Source organism: Aeromonas veronii (assembly GCA_041319085.1).
GTDB classification, from domain to species: domain Bacteria; phylum Pseudomonadota; class Gammaproteobacteria; order Enterobacterales; family Aeromonadaceae; genus Aeromonas; species Aeromonas veronii_F.
Genome location: CP101033.1, coordinates 3,127,190 through 3,148,411, shown reverse-complemented (window position 1 = coordinate 3,148,411; position 21,222 = coordinate 3,127,190). Strand labels below are relative to the sequence as shown.

The window sequence follows — 21,222 nt, the reverse complement described above, 5'->3', positions numbered from 1 at the left end:
TCGCAAGAGATGCTCCGTTATTTCAACGTGTCGGGCTGTTATCTCGAATAAGGCTCGTCATCTGCTTTGCACTGATGGTGTCGCCCCTGACACATCGAACAAGGAATGCACGATGAAAATCAAAACTCTGGCCCTGTTGACCTCTGTTCTGGGTTGCTCCGCTGTGATGGCTGCCGATGGCAGCTGGCAAGCACTCACCTTCGGCCAGTCGACCGATCTTAATTTCTCCTCCAACGTTCTGCCGACCAAGGTCGGTGTGAATCAGGTTCAGCTCAAGGACGATGGCCCCGCCATCAAGCCAGGTGTCAGTGGCCCGCTCTACCCGTCGTTTCTGATTGAAAGTCGCGGTGGCAAGCTGGCCAACTCTCACGATGGTATGACCGTCTATTACAGCCAGATCCCGGCAGATCGGGCATTCGTGCTGGAAGCGGACATGACCATCCTGCAGCTTGGCCCGGAAAACGGCAAAACCCCGAACGCGCAGGAAGGCGCCGGCCTGTTTGTGCGTGACAGCCTGGGTCAGAGCCGTCTGATGCCGCAGCCCACCGGGTTTGAAGAGTTCCCGCACGCCTCCAACATGCTGCTCAACGCCGCGCTGACCACCAACAAGGCCAACGACAATCTGGTCAATCTGGTCTCGGTGCAGCGTGGCGGCGTAGCGCAGCCTTGGGGTAACAAGGGGGTGGCCATTGAGCGCAAGCCCTACCAAAAGGGGGTGGATTTCAGCAAAACCAGCTTCCACCTGAAATTGGAGCGCAATGCCGATGGCTTCCTGCTCTCCTGGTATGACCAAGCCGGTAAACTGCACGCCCAGCAGCAGACCCCGGATCGCCCGGATTTTCTGACTACTCAGGATGAGAACGCCTTTGTCGGCTTCTTTGCCTCCCGTAACGCCAAGGCCCGTTTCGACAACGCCAAACTGACCCTGGGGGAGACCATCAAGGATGGCAAGCAGGCCACCGCCCTGAAGGCGGTGCAGGATGCTGCAGCCCTTGAGCTCGCCTCTGCCGCCACCAACGTGGGCGGCTCTTATCTGCTGCAACTGCGCCCCAACTATGACGGGGTTGTCTCTTTTAATGGTAAGGACCACCCGGCCCAAGGCGGCGAGTTCCTGCAACTGCCGGTGGCGCTGAAAGACGGTGAGAACGCGTTGAAGGTGACCTTTACCGCCAATGAAGGGCCGAGCACAGGCAAGGCGGTCGAGCAGACCTTTACCATCACCCAGCAAGCGGCGACGGTGGCAGATACCCGTGCTATCCATGTGGCCCCAGCCGGGGTCGCTGGCAACAATGGCACCGAGACGTCTCCGGTGGATTTGGCCACCGCACTGGCCCAGCTGCAACCGGGTGGCACCATCTGGCTGGCTGACGGCGAGTATCAGGGCTTTGAGCTGACTGCTGCGCAAAGCGGCCTGCCGGCCGAGCCCAAGCGCCTGCAGGCGGTCAATCGCCACAAGGCAGTCTTTACCAAGACCACCTCGGTGCTCAACGCCAGTTACTGGACGCTCGATGGTCTGGTGTTCGACGGTAACCCGGATGGCTCGCTTAAGAGCAACAACCCGGCCTTCCTGCGCGTTGCCGGCAGCCACAACCGCCTCGAGCGTCTGGTGGCCCGCAACAATGCCGACACCGGTATCTGGATCACCGCCAACGGCGTTTACACCAGCGCGAGCCTGTGGCCGTCCCATAACCTGGTGCTAAACAGCGATTCGTACAACAACCGCGATGATTCCGGCATCAACGCCGACGGTTTTGCGGCCAAGCTGGGGGTCGGTGCCGGTAACCTGTTTGACGGTTGCCTCGCTTACAACAACGCCGACGATGGTTGGGATCTGTTTAACAAGATTGAAGATGGCCCCAACCAGCCGGTGACCATTGTTAACAGCGTGGCGTATCGCAACGGTCTACCGTTTGGTCACCAGGCGCCGACCGGCACCATTGGTAACGGCTTTAAGCTCGGTGGTGAAGGCCAGCCGGTGGCCCATGTGGTCAAAAATTCGCAGGCGATCGCCAACAACATGGATGGCTTTACCGACAACTTCAACACCGGTGCGCTGGACTTGCAGGGGAACGTGGCCGTGGATAACGCCCGTTACAACTATATCGTGCGCAGCAATCCCTATCCGAAGAGCAAGGTGAGCGTGCACTTTGACAGCAACCATTCGCTGCGAAGCGACGCCCACAAGCTGGCCGACTACCTGGGTAATCAGGTTGAGGTGAAAAAAGGCAAGGCGTTTGCAGCAGAAGAGAAGGCGTTGCGTCAGGAGTGGCTCATGCGCGCTAGCGAGCTTAGCTTTAGCCGTGACGACGCTGGCGTGCTGACCATCAAGCCGGGCAACGCCTCCTGATACACATTTAGCTCCTGTGTCCTGTGAGACCTTTGGGTCCGGTGCCTGTCACCGGACCCTTTTTTTGGTTCTTCGCGGAAGCGTGGGGAAGAGGACGTTGATAAACAGGGACAGGTAAACGGGTTGTCGTCAAGCACACCATCACCCGCCTCTGATCGGCTGGCTCTTGGCTGCAGTCCTCTGCACGGGTGGCAGTGGCAAACCGGGTGGCCGCAAGTAGCTGATTTTTGATAGTGATCTCACTTTATGCGCAAATTGCCGACTGTCTGTCGGATTGGAGTAGGCTGGATATGACACCCTCGTGGTGAGGGTGAAAGGAGAAGAGTGCGCCTATGAAAAAACTGATGATGATCCTGGTGTGCGCCCTGGGGCTGGTGGCATGCAGCTCCCAATACATCATGAGCACCAAGGATGGCAAGATGATCACCACCGAGAGCAAGCCCAAGCTGGACGAGAGTACCGGCATGTATCGCTATTACGATCATGAAGGGCGTGAAGTGATGATCAAAAAAGATGATGTGACCCAAATCCTGGAGCGATAAGCGCTGTCGTGCCGCAAGGGCCGCTATCTGCGGCCTTTTTTATTTTTGCCGGCAAGTCGCGCTGTTTTCTCTGATTATTTCCGCACATTCGCAGCAAATTCGCAGCAAATTCAGCAGTGATACAGCTTCTGTTAGGGTTTGCTCCGTATCATGACACTCCGTTTTTTATTGGAGGTGTTATGTCCTTGATGTCTATCTGGAATTCCCGTTTTTCCGCGCGCACCCTGCTGGGTGGCATCCTGTTGGTCGTGGCGTCTGCTAGCCAAGCTGGCGATGATCAGTTCACGCTGGGGCGGACAATCTTGCTGGGGGCCGGTGATCATGGAGCGACAATTCCTTTGGTGATTTGCCGTCAGACCAAATATATCAAGGTGAAGGCGGAGCGTGATTTGACCCTGGATCGGGTGGTGGTGACCTATGGTGGTGATCGTACCAAGACCATTCGTTTCGATCGGGATATGAGCAGTGATAAAGAGACCGAGTGGAAATCACTGGGCTCACGTCGTTGTGTGAAAAAAATCGAAGTGTACGGTAATTCAGAGCGCAGCAAAGCGGGCGTAAAAGTATTCGGCCGAAAATAATCGATGCAGGTTGTCTGCGCACACAGATGAGTAAAAAATAATGGCGAGCCGTGGCTCGCCATTATTTTTTATGGTCGGGTTCGCTATTTTTTCGGCCGAAATGGCTTGATGACGGTTTCATCGCATTCGAGATAAGGCCCCTCCATCAAATCGATGCAGTAGGGGATGGCGGGGAAGACCGCATCCAGACACTCGCGGATCGATTTGGGTTTGCCCGGCAGATTGACGATCAGGGTGTCATCGCGCAGTCCGGCGGTCTGGCGCGACAGAATGGCGGTCGGCACAAACTTGAGGGATTCGGCCCGCATCAACTCGCCAAAGCCCGGCATCATGCGATCACACACCGCTTCGGTCGCTTCCGGCGTGACATCCCGCTTGGCCGGGCCGGTGCCGCCGGTGGTGACGATGAGACAACACTGCTCCTGATCCGCCAGCCGGATCAGGGTCGCTTCAATCTGATCCTGCTCATCGGGGATCACCTGATAGACGGGCTCCCACGCCGAGGTCAGATAGGCGTTCAGGGTGTCGATGATGGCCTTGCCGGAAAGGTCTTCATAGATGCCCGCGCTGGCGCGATCGCTGACGGTGACGATACCGATTTTTGCCTTGCTCATGGTCTGCTCTTGAATGTCGGATAAAAGTGGAAATTAAAATAGCATAATCAGTGAGATAAGTTAAATCGTCAGAAAAGTCGAGCCTTCCGGATTCCGATTATCCAGCGTCGAATGAAGCGAAAATTGCGAGCTGCCACTTATTGATAGGCAATAAAAAACAAATTGCATCAGACAAAATTTTATAAGTAACCGGTGAGCCGATTAATAAAAATAATCGTTTGATCCTTAACGAAATTTAAATAGAGAGATGCTGCCAATATCGATAATACCCTGAAGGTCGCTATCTGGTTGATTGAACCCTTTATATCGGCATCGTATACAGAGAATAGAATGAGCGCGGGTTCAGTGTGAGATAGGGATGCAGCACAGGCTTGTGCTGCCCTTTGGCGTTACCTGGGAGGGCATATGGAGTTGCCTGATTTTGACACCCTGAAGGAGTTGGCTGCGCGTGAGCCTTCCCGGCTGGATGCGATCCTGGAGCAGCAGGTCGACCTGTTGATTGCACGAGCGAGCCCCGATCAGCAGCGCCGTTTGCGCGGGTTGCAGTTCAAGATTGATGGCCAGCGCCGCTTGGCGAAAAACAATCTCGATAGCTGTATCCGGATTGCCAACATGATGTGGGAATCCTTTTATGTGATGCGCAGCGAAATGATCCAATTCAGAGAAAAGGGTGGCTCTCCGCCTGAAAACGATGGCAGTGGTAAAATAATCCATCTGGCAGACTATCGACGTCATAAATAATCTGCAATAACCCCACTTGCTGATATTTGAGCGAGATAGGGGGGGGCAAAATAAAGGGGTTGATGGCGCCCTGATTGTTATGGTTTTTAATGTTAGTCGTAATGTATTTGTAATGTAACATCTTTCCCCTTCATGTAATAACTCATCAACCAGGTTGTGATAGGGGTGGATGAATAACAGTAAAAGTTAGGCTAATATGGCCGAAATTTTTATTGCTACGACTCGAAGGGATTATGAGAAGTATCACACCAAGACGGGTGTTGTCGCGGGAGCAACAGACAGAGATCACCCGCATTATCGTCAAGGTGGGCCAGATGTTGGCTCAGTTCGGGGCGGAGAGCCGGATCATCGAGCAGACCACGGTGCGGCTGGGGATGGCGCTGGGGCTGGAGAGTGTCGAAATGGCCATCTCCTCGAGCGCCATCGTGCTCACCAGCCTCTATCAGGGGGGCTGTGTCACCACGACCCGGCGGGTGCGTGAACATGGCATCAATATGCAGGTGGTGTGCGAGATCCAACGGATCTGCATCATGGCGGAGAAAGAGCTGATTGGTGCCCGTGAAGTGCGCCAGCGCCTCGAAGCCATCGTCCCCTTCCACTATCACCCCTGGCTGGTGGTCACCATGGTCGGGCTCTCTTGTGGCGCTTTCAGCCTGCTGTTTGGCGGTGACTGGCCCATCTTCCTGGTGACCAGCTTCTCGTCTGCCGTGGCGATGCGGGTGCGCCAGCTGATTGCTCGTCATCACCATAGCCCGCTCATCAACTTTGCTGCCACCGGCTTTATTGCCACCTTGCTCTCCTCCAGCGCCACCTTCTTTGGCTGGGGCAGTCAGCCCTACCTCGCCATGGCGGCCAGCGTGCTGCTGTTGGTGCCGGGGTTTCCGCTCATCAATGCTGTCTCCGATATGGTCAAGGGCTACTTCAACATGGGGCTGGCCCGCTGGGGCACGGCAACCCTGCTGACCATCAGCGCTGCCATCGGCATCATTCTCGCCATGTCGTTGACCGGGATCTGGGGGTGGAAAGTATGACGGATCTGCTCTGGTTACTGGCCAAGGATGCCTTCTGGTCCTCCATCCCGGCGGTGGGCTTTGCCATGCTGTTCAACGTGCCGCCGCGGATGCTGAAATATTGCGCCATGGGCGGGGCGCTGGCTCACAGTCTGCGCACCTTGCTCATTCACTACGGTATGCCCATCGAGTGGGCGACGCTGGCGGCGGCGACCACGGTCGGCTTTGTCTGTGTCTACTGGTCGCGCCGTCTGCTGGCGCCGCGTCCGGTGTTCAGCGTCGCCTCCATCATTCCGATGATCCCGGGCAGCTATGCGTTCAAGACCATGATTGCGGTGGTGGAGCTCAATATCTCGGGGGTGAGCATGGAGCTTATCCAGAGTGCGGTGGAGAACGGCCTCAAGGCGCTCTTTATCGTTGGCGCCCTCAGTTTCGGTTTGGCGATCCCCTCTCTGGTCGTGTACCGTAACCGCCCCATAATCTGACAGACGGTGAGAGGCCCCATGAAGATTTCCATGATTGCCGCCATGGCCCGCGACCGGGTGATCGGCAAGGACAACCAGATGCCCTGGCATCTGCCTGCCGATCTGGCCCACTTCAAACGGCTGACCCTCGGCAAACCGGTATTGATGGGACGCAAGACCTTTGAATCGATCGGTCGACCGTTGCCCGGACGGCGCAATCTGGTGATCAGCCGCAATCCCGGCTATCAGGCCGAGGGCATCGAGGTGGTGGGCTCCGTCGAGGCGGCGCTGGCTCTGTTGGCTAGCAGCTCGGTGGCGGAGTTGATGGTGATCGGTGGCGGTCATCTCTATGCCGAGATGTTACCGAGTGCGGATTGCCTCTACCTGACGCAAATCGATCTGGCCGTTGAAGGGGATACCCGCTTCCCCGTTTTTGACGATGGCCAGTGGCTGCGCATCGACAGCGAGAGCCACCCTGCCGACGAGAAGAACCCGCACTCCTACTGTTTCGAGAGTTGGCAGCGGCGCTGACTGCTTTTCTCGACAAAACCGTAGCAACAGCAGGGACGCTTAAGAGAGAACGCTAGGAACACGCACATCTGCGTCAGACGCGTCAGATTATCCCGATTCTGCATCCTTAGCACTTCGTCCGAGTGCCCGCACGCTACCAGATCTTGTGATAATCCTCGATGAGCCAGCGCCAGCTCGCGGGCGGTCATCTGGTGTTCGGCCCGCAGTGTGGCCTCGCGCATCGCCAGCACCATGAGCCTGTCCGAAGAGGATGACTTTTGGCTGCCGCCTCTCTAGACTGGCGAGGTTGTATACAAAAAATCAACATAGACAAGGAGTTATCGATGCACCAGGGATGGCTGCTGATCGGATTGTCGCTCACCTATCTGGGGCTGCTGTTTCTGATCGCCTTCGTGGCGGACAAGTACAAGCGGCATCGCATGACGGGGCAGCCGCTGCTCTACAGCCTGTCGCTGGCGGTCTACTGCACCTCCTGGACCTTCTTCGGCACCGTGGGGCAGGCGAGTGAATCCCCCTGGTCGCCGGTGCCCATCTACCTTGGCCCCATGCTGGTCTTTCTGTTTGGCTGGCGGCTGCTGGCCCGCCTCATTCTGGTGGCCAAGCGCGAGCACATCACCTCCATCGCCGACTTTATCGCCGCCCGTTACGGCAAATCCCAACGGCTCGCCATGGTGATCTCCCTCATCGCCATCATGGGGATCCTCCCCTATCTGGTGTTGCAGCTCAAAGCCATCGTCACCGGGCTGGATCTGCTGATGGCCAACAGCGGTGGCATCAGCCCGACCAGCAACACCAGCGAGTTGGCGCTCGGGGTCACCCTGCTGCTGGCACTGTTCAGCATATTGTTCGGTACCCGCCATCTCGATGCCACCGAGCACCACAGGGGGATGGTGGTGGCCATCGCCTTCGAGTCGGTGGTCAAATTGCTGGCCTTTATCGCGGTGGGTGGCTTCGCCCTCTGGCTGATTTTTAGCAAACCCGGCGTTGCCCACGAGCAGGTGACCCGCGACTTCTTTGCGCAGGTGGTGGCGGTGAGCCCCGGCAACCTGCTGGAGCTCGCCATCTATACGGTGCTGGCGATGTGCGCCGTCATCTGCCTGCCGCGCCAGTTTCATGTGACTGTGGTGGAGAACAATCAGGGGCAGGATCTGCACTGGGCGCGCTGGATCTTCCCGCTCTACCTGTTCGTGATGGGGCTGTTTATCTGGCCGCTGGCGCTGGCGGGCAAGCAGTGGGTGGGGGCCGACATGGCCTCCGACACCTATGTGATCAGCCTGCCGATGGCCCTCGGGTTCGATGGCATGGCGATGCTGGCCTTCCTCGGCGGTACCTCGGCGGCCACCGGTATGGTGATCGTCTGCACCATAGCACTGGCGATCATGGTGAGCAACGATCTGGTGTTGCCGGTGCTGCTGCGCCGCTTCTGGCGGCAGGGGCGCGACGAGCGGCTGGTGCGGCTGCTGTTGCAGGTGCGCCGTGGCGCCATCCTGCTGATCTTGCTGGCGGCCTGGGGGCTCTACCTTTGGCTCGGCGATCTCACCAGTCTTTCCCGTATCGGCTATCTCTCCTTTGGCGCGGTGGCCCAGTTTGCGCCAGCCCTGCTGCTCGGCCTTTACTGGCGTCACGGCAATCGCAAGGGGGTCTATCTTGGGTTGAGCCTAGGAGTGAGCCTCTGGTTTGTGACCCTGCTGGTGGAGAGTGGCTTGCTGGCCGGTTCGCCATTGGCCGAGCTGCTGGCGCCGCCTGACTGGCCTGCGTTTCGCGAGCTGAGTCTCGGGGCCTGGTGCACCTTCCTGAGCCTGCTCTTCAACCTGCTTGGCTATGTGGCCGGATCCCTGCTCTCCCGTCCGGCGGTGAGCGAGCGGCTGCAGGCGGCTAACTTTGTCGGCAAGCCGAGCCGTGATACTGCCGCTCTCTATCAGGCGCGGGTTTCGGTCAAGGAGCTGGAGATGCTGGCGGCCCGCTTTGTCGGTTCAAGCCGGGTCAAGCGCGCCTTTGGCCGCTTCGCCGGTGAGCGGGGCGGCACCCTGGCGCCCCAGATGCAGGCCTCGGCCGAATTGATCGCCCACACCGAGCGGCTGCTGGCGGGGGTGTTTGGCACCTCGTCGGCACGGTTGGTGCTCGCCTCTGCCCTGCAGGGGCGCAACATGCAGCTCGAGGAGATCGCCACCATCGTCGATGAGGCCTCCGACGTGTTTCGCTTCAACCGCGGCCTGCTGCAGGGAGCGATCGAGCATATCGGGCAGGGGATCTCGGTGGTGGACAGGGATCTCAAACTGGTGGCCTGGAACCGCCGTTACATCGAGCTGTTCCACTATCCGCCGGGGCTTATTCAGGCGGGGCGCTCCATCGAGGAGATCATCCGCTACAACGCCCAGCAAGGGCTCTGTGGCCCCGGTGATATCGAGGATCACGTGGCGCGGCGGGTCGCTTTTATGAAGCGCGGCAGCGCCCATATCTCTGCGCGGGAGCGCCCGGATGGCCGGGTGATCGAGATGCAGGGCAACCCCATGCCCGCCGGCGGCTTCGTCATGACCTTTACCGACATCACCCCGTTTCGCGATGCCGAGCGGGTGCTGCGCGAAGCCAACGAACATCTGGAGGCGCGGGTGGCCGAGCGTACCCACGAGCTCTCCGAACTCAACCGCCAACTACTGCTGGTGAACCAGCAGGTGGAGCGGGCCAACCACTCCAAGAGCCGTTTTCTGGCGGCGGTCAGCCACGATCTGACCCAGCCCCTCAATGCCGCCAAGCTGTTTACCTCCTCCTTGCTGGAGATGCTGCCCGCAGCTGGCGAGCAGGCCCGTATCGCCCGTCATATCGATGATGCGTTGGGGGCGACCGAGGATCTTATCACCGACCTGCTCGATATTTCGCGACTCGAAGCGGGCAAGTTCAAGGCCAAAAAGCTCGACTTCGCCCTGCGCGATCTGTTCGACAACCTGAAGGCGGAGTTTGGCGTGCTGGCGCAGGCGGGGGGGATCCACTTCTCGGTGGTGGAGAGCAAGCATGCAGTGCACAGCGATGTGCGGCTGCTGCGCCGGGTACTGCAGAACTTCCTGACCAATGCGTTTCGCTATAACCCGGGTGGCCGGGTGCTGCTCGGTTGCCGCCGGATGGGGGATAAGATCCGCATCGAGGTATGGGACAACGGCCCCGGCATCCCGCAAGACAAGCAGGAGGCGATCTTCGACGAGTTCTCCCGCCTCGATCACTCCCGCACCGCCAAGGAGCAGGGGTTGGGTCTGGGGCTTGCCATCGCCCGCGGCATCTCGCAGGTGCTCGGTCATCAGCTCACCCTGCAGAGCTGGCCGGGCAAGGGGTCGGTTTTTGCGGTGACCCTCAATCTGGCGACCCGGCCGGTCACAGCCCATCAGCTGGCGGCGCCAGTGGTGCGCGACAGCCAGTTGGAGGGGGTCGCCGTACTCTGTATCGACAATGAGCGGGACATTCTGACCGCCATGAGCACTTTGCTCGGACGTTGGGGCTGCGAGGTGCGTTGCGCCGTCGATCTGGCTGAAGCCGAGGCACTGCTGGCTGAAGGGTTTGTGCCGAGACTGGTGCTCTCGGATTATCACCTCGACGACGGCAAGACCGGGCTGGAGGCGCTGGCTGCGCTGCGCCAGGTGTGTAGCGACGAGCTGGGAGGGATCATCATCAGCGCCGATCGCAAGAGCGAGTTGCAGGCGCAGATCCGCGAAGGGGGGTATGGCTACATCAGCAAGCCGGTTAAACCGCTCAAATTGCGGGCTCTGATGAACAGCCTGCTGCTGCGATAGTGGTATCTCAGGCAAAATAACTAAAAAAAGTGGGGCCTGCGGGCCCCATTCTTGTTTGGTGGAGTTCAGGTTTGGCCGTGGAACATCTGGCCCGGACTGGGCAGCACCTCTCGAGGGCTGTGTGATGATGTGTGTGTTGTAGTTTTATTACGTTTGTCGTGAAAGGCTTTCAGCAATTACTTACCGTAACGGAAGTAGTATTCACGGGTGGACGGTGCATAGGCATCTTTCTCTACAATGCCGGTGTTTTTGGTGGTTGCGCCCTTGAGGCGGAACAGGACTGCCAGATTCTCAAACATGGTTTACCTCATCGCTCTGTCATTCATGGTTATGGTGTGTGACCTGGGTCACGGTTTGATCCTATGGCCATCTGTGAGCTAGATCAACTTTTTGTGTTGTAAATTTACAAAAATCATGGAAAAGGTTTTCAAATGCAATGCCCTTCATGGAAAGGCTTTCCTGGGGTGGCGGGGGAAGACCTGATGACCAGCCAGCAAAGAGACCAGCTCGCGGCCGTGTTGGATCGAGAAGATGACGTGCTTCACAGCCGCACCTTATCGGGGCTTGAGCATCGGAGCTTGTGCCGATTTGTGTCATAAAACAGAGAGATAGCACGCTCCTTGCTGGTAAAAACAGCGAACTGCTGCAATTTTGACTAAACGAATCAACCTCGGTTATTTTAGGGTTGACAGCAAAGCGGGTGATGCCTATCATGCGCCTCCGTTGCCGGAGATAACTTCGTCAGCGCCGAGGTGAGTTGGGGTTATAGCTCAGCTGGGAGAGCGCTTGCATGGCATGCAAGAGGTCCGCGGTTCGATCCCGCGTAGCTCCACCAAATTCTCCTCGCACAATCTGGAATCAAAGGGGTTATAGCTCAGCTGGGAGAGCGCTTGCATGGCATGCAAGAGGTCCGCGGTTCGATCCCGCGTAGCTCCACCAGATTCTTGATTGTTGTATTGAATACCCAGGGCAGTGCGGTGTATGTCACCCAAGCCGACCTTTGTGGGGTTATAGCTCAGCTGGGAGAGCGCTTGCATGGCATGCAAGAGGTCCGCGGTTCGATCCCGCGTAGCTCCACCATTATTTAGGATGAATGGCCGCCAGAACCATTCATTCAGTACCGAATTTGGGGTTATAGCTCAGCTGGGAGAGCGCTTGCATGGCATGCAAGAGGTCCGCGGTTCGATCCCGCGTAGCTCCACCAAATTCAGAATGGCTTCCAGTCATTCACACACATCGGGGTTATAGCTCAGCTGGGAGAGCGCTTGCATGGCATGCAAGAGGTCCGCGGTTCGATCCCGCGTAGCTCCACCAAATTCTTGTTACAAGAAGCAAAAGACCACCGCATCACGGTGGTCTTTTTGTTTTCTCCGTCATTTATTTTCCCCACACGTCTCCACAATGAAATTTGTTCGTTGCTCTGGTTGAAAATGCGTCTGCCTTTCCTGGCGGGCAGTCTTTATAATAGAGTCGGTTCATAATCAGATGGATATCAGCGTATGGCGAGTATATTGGATTCCGTTGATCAACGAACTCAACTGGTGGGGGAAAACCGCCTCGAGTTGTTGATGTTTCGTCTCGGCACCCGCCAGATGTTCGCTATCAACGTGTTCAAGGTGCGGGAAGTGGTCAAGCTGCCCCATCTCAACAAGATGCCGGGCTCCCATCACAATATCAGCGGGGTGGCCAACATCCGTGGCAGTTCGATCCCGGTGATCAACCTGCGCAGCGCCATCGGCATGCGCCCCATGCCCATCGACTGCGAGTCCAACCTTATCATCACCGAATACAACCGCACTATTCAGGGCTTCCTGGTGGGGCAGGTGGCCCATATCGTCAATATGACCTGGAAGGATATCCTACCGCCGCCGCGTTCGGCCGGGCGCGCCAATTATCTCACCGCCATCACCCGCATCCCGGAAAACGGGGTCGATCAGATCGTCGAGATCATCGACGTGGAGAAGGTGCTGGCGGAGATCATCACCTATGACATTCGGATCTCCGAAGAGGTGCTGGATCGGGAGATCCTGCCCGAGATGCATGGCCGCAAGGTGCTGATCGTCGATGACTCCAGCACCGCCCGCAATCAGGTGCGCGAGACCCTGGGCCAGCTTGGGCTTGAGGTGATCGAGTGCCAGGATGGCTTGCAGGCGCTGACCCTGCTCAAGGGGTGGTGCGATGCCGGCAAGAAGGTGACCGACGAGATCCTCTTGATGATCACCGATGCCGAGATGCCGGAGATGGACGGCTACCGTCTGACCCACGAGGTGCGCAGTGATCCGCGCATGGCCGATCTTTTTATCACCCTCAATACTTCACTCAGTGGCAATTTCAACGAGGCCATGGTCAAGAAAGTAGGCTGTGACCGCTTTATCTCCAAGTTCCAGCCAGACTTGCTGGTGGGGGTCACGCAGGAGCGGCTGCGTCAGGTGCTGGAAAGCTGATAAGCTGCCTGCCGGTTATGCTCAATCAATAACAAAACATCCCGCTTCGGCGGGATGTTTTGTTATTGGGTATTGGCGATGGATTGGTTGAATCAAGGTGCCACGCAGAGATCGTCGACTGCCCAAAACATCCGATTTGGGCGGGATGTTTTGTTATGGGGTATTGGCCGGAGAGGCGGGCTTATTGGCTGAGCAGCGGCTCCATAAAGCGGGCCACTTTATCGCGGATTTGGGGCTGGGCCGCCGGGGTGGGATGAATGCCATCGTTCATCATAAGTTCAGGGCGCAGCGCAATATCATCCATGAAGAAGGGCAGCAGCGGCAGATCGTTGATCTCTGCCAGTTCAGGGAAGATCTGCTCGAACTGGCGCAGATAGCGGGCACCGTAGTTGCGGGGCAGCTGGATCTGGGTCAACACCACACGGGTCTGCTGCTCCTTGGCTAGCGCGATCATGCTGGCCAGATTCTGGCGGGTAATGGTCGGCGCGAAACCGCGCAGGCCGTCGTTGCCTCCCAGTTCGATCAGCAACCAGTCCGGCTTGTGCTCCTTCAGCAGGGCGGGCAGACGGGCCAGCGCCCCTTGCGTCGTTTCACCGCTGATGCTGGCATTGAGCAGGGTGTGCTTGCCCCCCTCCTCTTGCCATTTCTGGTTGAGCAGGGCGGGCCAGCTCTGCTCAACCTGCATCTGATAGCCGGCGCTCAGGCTGTCTCCCAGCACCAGCAGGGTCTGGGCCTGAACCGACGAGAGCAGGCTGCCAAGGCCAGCCAACAAGGCAAACAGAATACGCACCATCAATTCAACTCCCGCTATGGATTGCCATCAAGGGATTGGAACAAAGGACACAGAGCATGAGTTCAACCCCCATTATTGTCGTCAAGGGCCTCGGCAAATCGGTTCGCCTCGGCCAGGAAAGCCTCACCATCCTTGAAGGGATCGATCTGCAAGTCAATAGCGGCGAGACGGTGGCACTGGTCGGCGCCTCCGGCTCCGGCAAGTCCACCCTGCTGGGGCTGTTGGCCGGGCTCGATCTGCCGAGTCAGGGGGATATCGAGATCCTCGGCAAATCCCTGGGCGAGCTGGATGAGGAGGGGCGGGCCCGATTGCGCGCCGAGCAGATCGGTTTTGTGTTCCAGTCGTTCCTGCTGCTCCCGACCATGACGGCGCTCGAGAATGTGATGCTGCCCGCCGAGCTGCGCGGTGAGCGGGATTGTGAGCCAAGAGCCCGCGAGCTGCTGGCGGCGGTCGGGCTTGGCGAGCGATTGCACCATCTGCCGCCACGGCTCTCTGGCGGTGAGCAGCAGCGGGTGGCCATCGCTCGCGCCTTTATGACTCGTCCCAGCCTTCTGTTGGCGGACGAACCTACCGGCAACCTCGACAGTAAGACCGGCGAGAAGGTGATCGAGCTGCTGTTTGAACTCAATCGCAAGCACGGCACCACGCTAGTGGTGGTAACCCATGACCATCAGCTGGCCGAACGCTGCCAGCGGCAAGTGGTCATGACTGCAGGCAGACTGGGTTGCGAGGTGGCCCATGGTGTGGTGTAACGGGCTGAGCTGCGGGTCAGGCGGGAGATGCAAGGGATGATGCAGTGGCAATTGGGATGGCGGCTGCTTCGCCGGGAAGGTTTCAGCGGCGAGCTGCGCTGGTTTGTGCTGGCGCTGGCGCTGAGCGTGGCGTGCGTCTTGAGTGTGGCGCTGGTGGCGGATCGGCTCGATGCCGGACTCAAGGCATCGGGCCGTGACTTTATCGGCGCGGATCGGGTGCTGCGCACCGCCGCGGCTCTGCCGGATGGCTGGCTGGCCCGGGCAAAACAGGATGGCTTGGCGGTGCAGACCACCGTCAGCTTCAACAGCATGCTGTTTCACGGCGATGCGCTGCAGCTTGCCTCCATTCGGGCGGTGCCGGACGGTTTCCCCTTCTATGGTAAGCTGGCGCTGGAACCTGCCCGCGCCCCGGCCCCCGGCGAGATCTGGCTCTCTGCCCGGGTGATGCAGCTGCTGCAGGCTAAAACGGGGGATGAGCTGGAGGTGGGCAATACGGTGCTCAAGGTGGCCGGCCTGCTTGGTGAGGAGCCGGATCAGGGCTTCAGCCCCTTCCTGCTGGCACCGCGGGCGCTGATCCACACTGCCGATATCGAGGCGACCGGTGCTCTGCTCCCCGGCAGCCGCCAGCAGTGGCGCTATCTGTTCAAGGGGCCGCGAGAGTCGCTGGCCCGTTACGAGCAATGGCTGCTGCCGCAATTGCAGGCCGGACAGAAGTGGATCAAACCGGATGACAGCGAATCCCAGGTGGGCCGCTCGCTGGCCAATGCCGAGCGTTTCTTCCGGCTCGCCTCGCTAAGCGGGGTATTGCTGGGGGCGTTGGCGATGGGCATTGCGGTACGTCACTTTGCCGAGCGCCAGACCAATATGGTGGCGCTGCTCAAAACCTTGGGGGCATCCCGTCACTCGCTCTGGCAACTGATGGGAACCCTGCTGCTGTCGCTAACGCTGGTCGGCGCGCTGCTGGGGCTGGTGGCGGGCACCGTCATGCAGTGGATCACCTTGCAACTGCTGGGGGACCTGCTGCCGCCGGATCTGCCGCCCCCCTCCTGGCGCCCCTTTGCGCTGGGGGTGGCGGTGGCGCTCTTTATCACCCTGCTGCTCGCCTTTGTCCCCTTCTTGCGGCTGCTGAAAGTGCCGCCACTGCGGGTACTGCGCCGCGAGCTGGAGGCGGGCATTCCCCCCTGGTTGGCGCTGCCGGTCGGTCTGCTCGGGCTGTTTGCGCTGGTCTGGGGCTTTACCGCCGATGTGCGGCTGGCGCTGGGATTGGTGGGTGGCATGGGCTTGCTGATGGGGCTGCTGGCCCTGCTGGCGGCGCTGATGTTGCGGCTGGGGGCAAGAGTGAGCGGGCCTCATGCCTTGCGGTTGGCGCTCGCCCATCTGTCGCGCGAGCGCAGCAGCGGCCTGTTCCAGTTGGCGGGCTTTGCGCTGGCATTGATGCTGTTTGGCTTGCTCTGGGCGGCCCGGGTCGATCTGCTGGATGAGTTTTCGGCTCGTCTGCCCGCCGATGCGCCCAACCGTTTTCTGGTCAATGTGGCCGAGAACGAGCGGGAGGGGATCCTGAGCGAACTGGCCGCGGCGGGGGCCACCACCTCCGACTTCTACCCCATGGTGCGCGGCAGGTTGACCCATATCGCCGGTGAGGCGGTGGGCGAGGGGGCCAGCAGTGGCCGCGAAGGGGTCGATCGGGAGCTTAACTTCACCACCACGGCCACCCTGCCAACCGACAACAAGCTGGTGGCCGGAACATGGCTATCTGGCCCCGGCGAGGTGTCGGTGGATAGTGAGCTGGCCAAGCGGCTCGATATCAAGCTGGGTGACATGCTCGCCTTTACCATCGAGGGGCGCAGCTTCGGCGCCAGGGTGACCAGTCTGCGCAGCATCAAGTGGGACAATATGCGGCCCAACTTCTACATGATCTTCTCCGAGGATCTGCTGGCCCCCTTCTCCCGTACCTGGCTTGGTAGTTACCGGTTGCCCGCGGCGGGGCGCACTGCCGAGGTGGAGTTGATCCGCCGTCACCCCACGGTGAGCCTGATCGATGTGGATGACCTGATTGCGCGGCTCACTCAGGTATCGGAGCAGGTTAGCCGGGCGCTGGCCCTGATGCTGGGGCTGGTGACGGTAGCGGCGCTGCTGGTGTTGCTGACCCAGACCCAGGCCAGCATGGCCCAGCGTCGGCGCGAGCTGTTGCTGATGCGCACCCTGGGTGCCAGCAGCGATCTGCTGAAAAAGATGCTGCGCTGGGAGCTGGTGGCCAGTGGTGCGCTGGCGGGGCTCTGTGCCGCCATGGTGGTGGAGCTCTGCTCCTTTGGCCTGCAATGGTGGTGGTTCGAGGGGCAGTGGCAGTTCCACTGGGCCATCTGGCTCGGTCTGCCGACGCTGGGGGCCTTGCTGGTAACGCTGGCGGGGCAGGGGATGCAGCGTCAGCTGCTGGCTGGCACCCTCAGCGATCGGCTGCGGGGGCTGGGTCAGGGACTGTTGTAATCCCGCCAGCGCGAGCCGATGCCACAAGGTGCAATCGAGCATCCACCACTCACTTTCACCAACAAGCAAGCAGCCCGGCCATTGGCCGGGCTGCTTGTTATATGAGGTGCTGACGAGCTGGTGTTAGCTAGCGGGGCTCGCGCAGTAGATTGGTGAGGGCGCTCGGCAGCTCGGGATAGCTGAAGTGAAAACCGGCCTGTTGCAACCGGGCTGGTATCACCTTTTGTCCGGTCAGCAGCAGATCCGCCGCTTCCCCCATCACCAGTTGCAGCAGCGGTGCCGGGACGAAGAAGAGGTGCGGGCGGTGCAGCGTGGCGGCCAGGGTCTGGCTGAACTCCCGATTGCTGACCGGATGAGGGGCGGTTCCGTTGAAGATGCCGTTGCACTCTTCGTGCTCCAGCAAGAACAGCATGGCGCGTACCAGATCCTGCACATGGATCCAGCTCATCATCTGGCTGCCGCTGCCCATGGGGCCGCCGAGTCCAAGCCGATAGGGTGGGAGCATTTTGGGCAGTGCGCCGCCATCCATGCCAAGCACCAGCCCGATCCGCACGATACAGACCCGGGTCTGGCTGCTCTGGGCCTCTTGGGCCAAGGTCTCCCACTGCTGGCAGAGCTGGTGGGTGAACTCGTCGTGGGGAGAGCGGCACTGCTCGTCGAGGGTCTCGGTGCCCTGTCTGCCATACCAGCCGATGGCGGAGGCGTTGATCAGCACTTTGGGCGGTGTGCTGGATAGCTTGATGAGATCCACCAACTGCTCGGTCAGCAGCCAGCGACTATCGCAGAGCAGCTGTTTGCGCGACTCGCTCCAGCGTCCGGCGGCGATGGGTTCACCGGCCAGATTGATCACCGCGTCCACGTCATTAAGGTCATCGAGCCGATCGAGGCTATCCAATACCTTGATATCGTGACCGAGCAGGGAGTAAGCGCGGCTCCCCTGCCTGCTCAATACCACGACCTCGTGATTGACCTTGAGATGGGCAACCAGCTTGCGGCCGATAAAGCCGGTTCCTCCGGTAATAAGCATCTTCATCGCTACACGCTCCTGCTGCCGTTTGCTCTACTCTAATGGCGTCGCTCGCCTTCAACAAGCGGACTCGCTTGGCTCGTGATGTTCACTCGGCTGGTGCTAACACTATCCTCTTATTGCGACATATTGTTGAACAGTGGTTTGAATTAATTGATTTTTGTTGGGTGGACATTTGTTGAACAATCGCTATTATGGCGACCCTTTTCGCCTGTCCACCGGGGCTGTCACCCATTATCCGAGCATCAAAGAGGCCACCATGCCATTTCGCCGTCTGAAACTACGCCAACTTTACTCGAGGATTCTGGTGGCGCTGCTGATGGGGGGCGGGATCCTGCTGCTGGGGGTTGCCGTCATCTGGCAGACCGTAACGGAGATAGAGCGTGATGCCGAGTCACGGTTGCTGCGTGCCCAGCTGATGTTTGATCGCATCATGGGTCATGCTCAGAAAGCTGCCACTAATGTGGAGGGGATGGTTGGTCACCCCTGTTCGGAGGCTGCGTTGCAACTGCGTGCTCAGGTACTGACGGTGCCCGATGTGCGCTCCGCCAATCTGGTTGTCGGGCGTCGCGTCTACTGTACCTCGCTTTATGGTGACTACGACGGTCCCTTCAATCCGGATAACTATGTGGCAGGCAAGCTGCAATTGCTCAGTGGTAATGTGGCAACGCCGGATCATCCCTTGATGGTTCTTCGTCATGAGACGGACAAGGGGAGTGTGCTGATCGGTGTGGATGGCTACTATCTGCGTCATACCCTTGATATCGCCAGCAAGAACTCCTCGCTGGTTTTAGTGGTCGGAGAGCAAGCGCTGTTTGGTTCTGGTCGGGTAGGGCCTGCGCCCTCTCCGGCAGAAGAGGGTTATATGGCACTTTCTTCGGCCAATTTCCCCTATAAAGTGGGCACTCGGGTGACGAATGATGATTATCTTAGCCACGCATGGCGCTACTCCAGAGATACCTTGCTCCTCTTTCCCCTGCTGTCTCTGTTGATCGGGGTCGGTACCTTCTGGCTGATGGGGCGTAGCAGCTCACCAGCGGAGGAGCTCAAGCGCGCGCTGGTCGAGGAGGAGTTCATTCCCTACCTGCAACCCGTGGTCACCGGAGAGGATGACCACTGGAGCGGCTGCGAGGTGCTGATGCGCTGGCAGCATCCCAAACAGGGGATGATCTCGCCGGATCGCTTTATTCCGCTGGCGGAAGACAGCGGGTTGATCGTGCCCATGACCAGCCTGATGATGGCGCAGGTGCGGGACTACTTTGCTCCACAGGCTGCCGAGTTGCCCAACGGGTTCCACTTCGGCTTCAACATCAGCGCCAGCCACTGCAAGGATTTGAGCCTGGTGGCCGATTGCCGGGCCTTTATCGATGCGTTTCGCGATAACCCGATCAAGCTGGTGCTGGAGCTGACCGAGCGCGAGCTGATTGTGGCAGACGAGATGACCGACCAGCTGTTTGCCGAGTTGCAGCAGCTGGGTGTTTTTATCGCCATCGACGACTTTGGCACCGGCCACTCCAGCCTCACCTATCTGCAGCAGTTCAAGGTGGACTTTCTCAAGATCGATCAGAGCTTCGTCGGGATGATCGGCTCCGATGCTCTTTCCAGCCATATTGTCGAGAACGTGATCGATCTGGCGACCCGGCTGGGTTTGAAGCTGGTTGCGGAAGGGGTGGAGAATCAGGTGCAGGCGGACTATCTGCAGGCGCGTCACGTGGACTACCTGCAAGGGTATCTCTACGGCCGCCCCATCCCGATGAAGCAGTTCCGCCAGACCCTGTTTGGCTGATGGGTTGCGTTGAGGGCACAAAAAAACCAGCGATCGCTGGTTTTTTTGTTGATACCGTTTGGCTTGGGCGTTCAGAGCATGCGCCGGAGGGCGCGGGCCAAGCGTTTGACCCCCTCCTCGATGGTCGCTTCATCGACGCAGGAGAAGCTCAGGCGCAGGGTGTTCTTGATCTCCGGGCGAACATAGAAGGGGGCGCCCGGTACGAAGGCCACCTTCTCCTTGATCGCCTCGTCAAACAGCGCCATGGCGCTGACACTGGCGGGCAGGGTCAGCCAGAGGAACATGCCACCCTCGGGCCGGGTGTAGCTGACGCCGGGCGGGCAGTGACGGGCCAGAGCTGCCTCCATTGCGGCACGCTGGCGGCCATAGACCTCCTTGATCTGCTCCAGATGGGCATCCAACGAATTGTCGGTCAGGAAGCGGTGCAGCACCTGCTGGCTGAAGGCGTTGCTGTGCAGGTCGGTGGCCTGTTTGGCGATAGTCACCTTCTTGCGCAGCCAGTCCGGCACCACCATCCAACCGAGACGGAAGGCGGGCACCACAGTTTTCGAGAAGGAGCCGAGCAGCACGGTATTGTTTGGCGCCAGCTTGGCAATGGGGGGCAGATGTTCCCCTTCGAAACGCAGCTCGCCGTAGGGATCATCTTCCACCATCAACAGCTCGTGGCGCACCAGACGCTCGGCAAGCGCCTCGCGGTTGGCTCGGCTGTAGGAGACGCCGCTCGGGTTCTGGAAATTGGGCACGCCGTAGAGCAGCTTGGCATTGGAGCCGCTTGCCAGCAGCGCATCCAGCGCCGCCAGATCCAGCCCGGCTTCGCCGAGGGTGATTGGCTTGAAGGTCGGTTGGTAGACAGAAAAGGCCTGAATGGCGCCAAGGTAACCCGGCTCTTCGATGATGAGATCCTGACCCTCGTCGATCAGTACCTTGCCCAGCAGATCCAGCGCCTGCTGGGAGCCGCTGGTGATGAGGATGTTGTCCGGATTGACCTGCATGCCGTGGCGGGCCAGATAGCGGTCGGCAATATACTGGCGCAGCGGGGCGAAGCCCTCGGTGGCGGCATATTGCAGGGCGGCCGCCCCCTGTTCGCGCAGTACATCCTGACACGCCTGATCGATCGCCTTGACCGGAAACAGGTGGGGATTGGGCAGGCCACCGGCGAAGGAGATGATCTCCGGATTGGCGGCAACTTTGAGGATTTCACGGATAAAGGAAGGTTCGACCTTCTCGAAGCGCTGGGCAAAAAACGGCTGCATAGACAATTCTCTCGGCATGTGGGCGGTCGCTCCATTCGACCGCCAGGTTATCCGTTTGTATCAGATTTCAGAAA

At 59.3% G+C, this 21,222-nt stretch carries 16 protein-coding genes and 5 tRNA genes; 17 read left to right on the top strand and 4 right to left on the bottom strand.

The genetic code is table 11. The features are described 5' to 3' along the window. Window positions 1–112 precede the first annotated feature (112 nt). From NMD14_14780 to NMD14_14770, 3 genes are all read left to right on the top strand, one after another. Window positions 113–2,347, top strand: coding sequence for a hypothetical protein (locus tag NMD14_14780; GenBank protein XEI32012.1), 2,235 nt, complete (start codon window positions 113–115; stop codon window positions 2,345–2,347). A gap of 332 nt (window positions 2,348–2,679) precedes the next feature. Next, window positions 2,680–2,889 carry a YgdI/YgdR family lipoprotein gene (locus tag NMD14_14775; GenBank protein ID XEI32011.1) on the top strand — a complete coding sequence of 70 codons (210 nt, stop codon included), beginning with the start codon at window positions 2,680–2,682 and terminating at the stop codon, window positions 2,887–2,889. A 179-nt stretch (window positions 2,890–3,068) separates the two neighbouring features. Further along, window positions 3,069–3,470 carry a DUF2541 family protein gene (locus tag NMD14_14770; protein ID XEI32010.1) on the top strand — a complete coding sequence of 134 codons (402 nt, stop codon included), beginning with the start codon at window positions 3,069–3,071 and terminating at the stop codon, window positions 3,468–3,470. Between the two features lie 83 nt (window positions 3,471–3,553). Here NMD14_14770 and mog read toward each other — a convergent pair whose 3' ends face one another. Further along, window positions 3,554–4,084 (bottom strand): molybdopterin adenylyltransferase, encoded by a 531-nt coding sequence (gene mog / locus NMD14_14765; GenBank protein XEI32009.1) that lies wholly within the window; start codon window positions 4,082–4,084, stop codon window positions 3,554–3,556. Window positions 4,085–4,489: 405 nt separating this feature from the next. Here mog and NMD14_14760 point away from each other — a divergent pair, with 405 nt between their 5' ends. The 11 genes from NMD14_14760 (at window position 4,490) to NMD14_14710 (ending at window position 13,053) form a co-directional block, all read left to right on the top strand. Further along, on the top strand, window positions 4,490–4,825 hold the full coding sequence (locus tag NMD14_14760; protein ID XEI32008.1) for a DUF3135 domain-containing protein: 336 nt from the start codon (window positions 4,490–4,492) through the stop codon (window positions 4,823–4,825). 233 nt (window positions 4,826–5,058) lie between these two features. Beyond that, on the top strand, window positions 5,059–5,856 hold the full coding sequence (locus NMD14_14755) for a threonine/serine exporter family protein (GenBank protein XEI32007.1): 798 nt from the start codon (window positions 5,059–5,061) through the stop codon (window positions 5,854–5,856). Next, window positions 5,853–6,320 (top strand): threonine/serine exporter family protein, encoded by a 468-nt coding sequence (locus NMD14_14750; GenBank protein XEI34776.1) that lies wholly within the window; start codon window positions 5,853–5,855, stop codon window positions 6,318–6,320. Before NMD14_14755 ends, NMD14_14750 begins: the two co-directional genes overlap by 4 nt. Before the next feature lie 18 nt (window positions 6,321–6,338). After that, entirely contained in the window at window positions 6,339–6,830 is a 492-nt protein-coding gene (gene folA / locus NMD14_14745; GenBank protein ID XEI32006.1) for a type 3 dihydrofolate reductase, read from the top strand. A gap of 323 nt (window positions 6,831–7,153) precedes the next feature. Continuing rightward, window positions 7,154–10,609: a hybrid sensor histidine kinase/response regulator gene (locus NMD14_14740; GenBank protein ID XEI32005.1), complete on the top strand. Its 3,456-nt coding sequence runs from the start codon at window positions 7,154–7,156 to the stop codon at window positions 10,607–10,609. A 759-nt stretch (window positions 10,610–11,368) separates the two neighbouring features. Continuing rightward, window positions 11,369–11,444 (top strand) — tRNA-Ala (locus NMD14_14735). Between the two features lie 28 nt (window positions 11,445–11,472). Continuing rightward, window positions 11,473–11,548, top strand: a tRNA-Ala gene (locus NMD14_14730). Between the two features lie 65 nt (window positions 11,549–11,613). Further along, window positions 11,614–11,689, top strand: a tRNA-Ala gene (locus NMD14_14725). Window positions 11,690–11,737: 48 nt separating this feature from the next. After that, window positions 11,738–11,813 (top strand) — tRNA-Ala (locus NMD14_14720). 34 nt (window positions 11,814–11,847) lie between these two features. Further along, window positions 11,848–11,923, top strand: a tRNA-Ala gene (locus NMD14_14715). A gap of 185 nt (window positions 11,924–12,108) precedes the next feature. Beyond that, window positions 12,109–13,053, top strand: a complete 945-nt coding sequence (locus NMD14_14710; GenBank protein ID XEI32004.1) for a chemotaxis protein CheV — start codon at window positions 12,109–12,111, stop codon at window positions 13,051–13,053. 181 nt (window positions 13,054–13,234) lie between these two features. Here NMD14_14710 and NMD14_14705 read toward each other — a convergent pair whose 3' ends face one another. Beyond that, window positions 13,235–13,846 carry an arylesterase gene (locus tag NMD14_14705; GenBank protein XEI32003.1) on the bottom strand — a complete coding sequence of 204 codons (612 nt, stop codon included), beginning with the start codon at window positions 13,844–13,846 and terminating at the stop codon, window positions 13,235–13,237. A 56-nt stretch (window positions 13,847–13,902) separates the two neighbouring features. On the opposite strand from NMD14_14705, the gene NMD14_14700 reads away from it, so the two are divergent. Together NMD14_14700 and NMD14_14695 are read left to right on the top strand one after the other, a co-directional pair. Next, complete coding sequence (locus NMD14_14700; protein ID XEI32002.1) at window positions 13,903–14,598, top strand: ABC transporter ATP-binding protein; 696 nt, start codon at window positions 13,903–13,905, stop codon at window positions 14,596–14,598. A 36-nt stretch (window positions 14,599–14,634) separates the two neighbouring features. Next, on the top strand, window positions 14,635–17,082 hold the full coding sequence (locus tag NMD14_14695; protein ID XEI32001.1) for an FtsX-like permease family protein: 2,448 nt from the start codon (window positions 14,635–14,637) through the stop codon (window positions 17,080–17,082). Window positions 17,083–17,209: 127 nt separating this feature from the next. On the opposite strand, the gene NMD14_14690 is transcribed toward NMD14_14695, so the two are convergent. Beyond that, window positions 17,210–18,115, bottom strand: a complete 906-nt coding sequence (locus NMD14_14690) for a TIGR01777 family oxidoreductase (GenBank protein XEI32000.1) — start codon at window positions 18,113–18,115, stop codon at window positions 17,210–17,212. Between the two features lie 253 nt (window positions 18,116–18,368). Between NMD14_14690 and NMD14_14685 the strand changes: the two genes are divergently transcribed. After that, on the top strand, window positions 18,369–19,895 hold the full coding sequence (locus tag NMD14_14685) for a cyclic diguanylate phosphodiesterase (GenBank protein XEI31999.1): 1,527 nt from the start codon (window positions 18,369–18,371) through the stop codon (window positions 19,893–19,895). Window positions 19,896–19,966: 71 nt separating this feature from the next. Here the strand turns inward: NMD14_14685 and NMD14_14680 are convergent, their stop codons facing one another. Next, complete coding sequence (locus NMD14_14680) at window positions 19,967–21,148, bottom strand: PLP-dependent aminotransferase family protein (protein ID XEI31998.1); 1,182 nt, start codon at window positions 21,146–21,148, stop codon at window positions 19,967–19,969. Window positions 21,149–21,222: the final 74 nt, after the last annotated feature.

What these genes read in the sequence shown, in the direction of transcription:
- NMD14_14780 (XEI32012.1), top strand. Translation starts at nt 113, where the DNA reads ATGAAAATCAAAACTCTGGCCCTGTTGACCTCTGTTCTGGGTTGCTCC.
- NMD14_14775 (XEI32011.1), top strand. Translation starts at nt 2,680, where the DNA reads ATGAAAAAACTGATGATGATCCTGGTGTGCGCCCTGGGGCTGGTGGCA.
- NMD14_14770 (XEI32010.1), top strand. Translation starts at nt 3,069, where the DNA reads ATGTCCTTGATGTCTATCTGGAATTCCCGTTTTTCCGCGCGCACCCTG.
- mog (XEI32009.1), bottom strand. Translation starts at nt 4,084, where the DNA reads ATGAGCAAGGCAAAAATCGGTATCGTCACCGTCAGCGATCGCGCCAGC.
- NMD14_14760 (XEI32008.1), top strand. Translation starts at nt 4,490, where the DNA reads ATGGAGTTGCCTGATTTTGACACCCTGAAGGAGTTGGCTGCGCGTGAG.
- NMD14_14755 (XEI32007.1), top strand. Translation starts at nt 5,059, where the DNA reads ATGAGAAGTATCACACCAAGACGGGTGTTGTCGCGGGAGCAACAGACA.
- NMD14_14750 (XEI34776.1), top strand. Translation starts at nt 5,853, where the DNA reads ATGACGGATCTGCTCTGGTTACTGGCCAAGGATGCCTTCTGGTCCTCC.
- folA (XEI32006.1), top strand. Translation starts at nt 6,339, where the DNA reads ATGAAGATTTCCATGATTGCCGCCATGGCCCGCGACCGGGTGATCGGC.
- NMD14_14740 (XEI32005.1), top strand. Translation starts at nt 7,154, where the DNA reads ATGCACCAGGGATGGCTGCTGATCGGATTGTCGCTCACCTATCTGGGG.
- NMD14_14710 (XEI32004.1), top strand. Translation starts at nt 12,109, where the DNA reads ATGGCGAGTATATTGGATTCCGTTGATCAACGAACTCAACTGGTGGGG.
- NMD14_14705 (XEI32003.1), bottom strand. Translation starts at nt 13,846, where the DNA reads ATGGTGCGTATTCTGTTTGCCTTGTTGGCTGGCCTTGGCAGCCTGCTC.
- NMD14_14700 (XEI32002.1), top strand. Translation starts at nt 13,903, where the DNA reads ATGAGTTCAACCCCCATTATTGTCGTCAAGGGCCTCGGCAAATCGGTT.
- NMD14_14695 (XEI32001.1), top strand. Translation starts at nt 14,635, where the DNA reads ATGATGCAGTGGCAATTGGGATGGCGGCTGCTTCGCCGGGAAGGTTTC.
- NMD14_14690 (XEI32000.1), bottom strand. Translation starts at nt 18,115, where the DNA reads ATGAAGATGCTTATTACCGGAGGAACCGGCTTTATCGGCCGCAAGCTG.
- NMD14_14685 (XEI31999.1), top strand. Translation starts at nt 18,369, where the DNA reads ATGCCATTTCGCCGTCTGAAACTACGCCAACTTTACTCGAGGATTCTG.
- NMD14_14680 (XEI31998.1), bottom strand. Translation starts at nt 21,148, where the DNA reads ATGCAGCCGTTTTTTGCCCAGCGCTTCGAGAAGGTCGAACCTTCCTTT.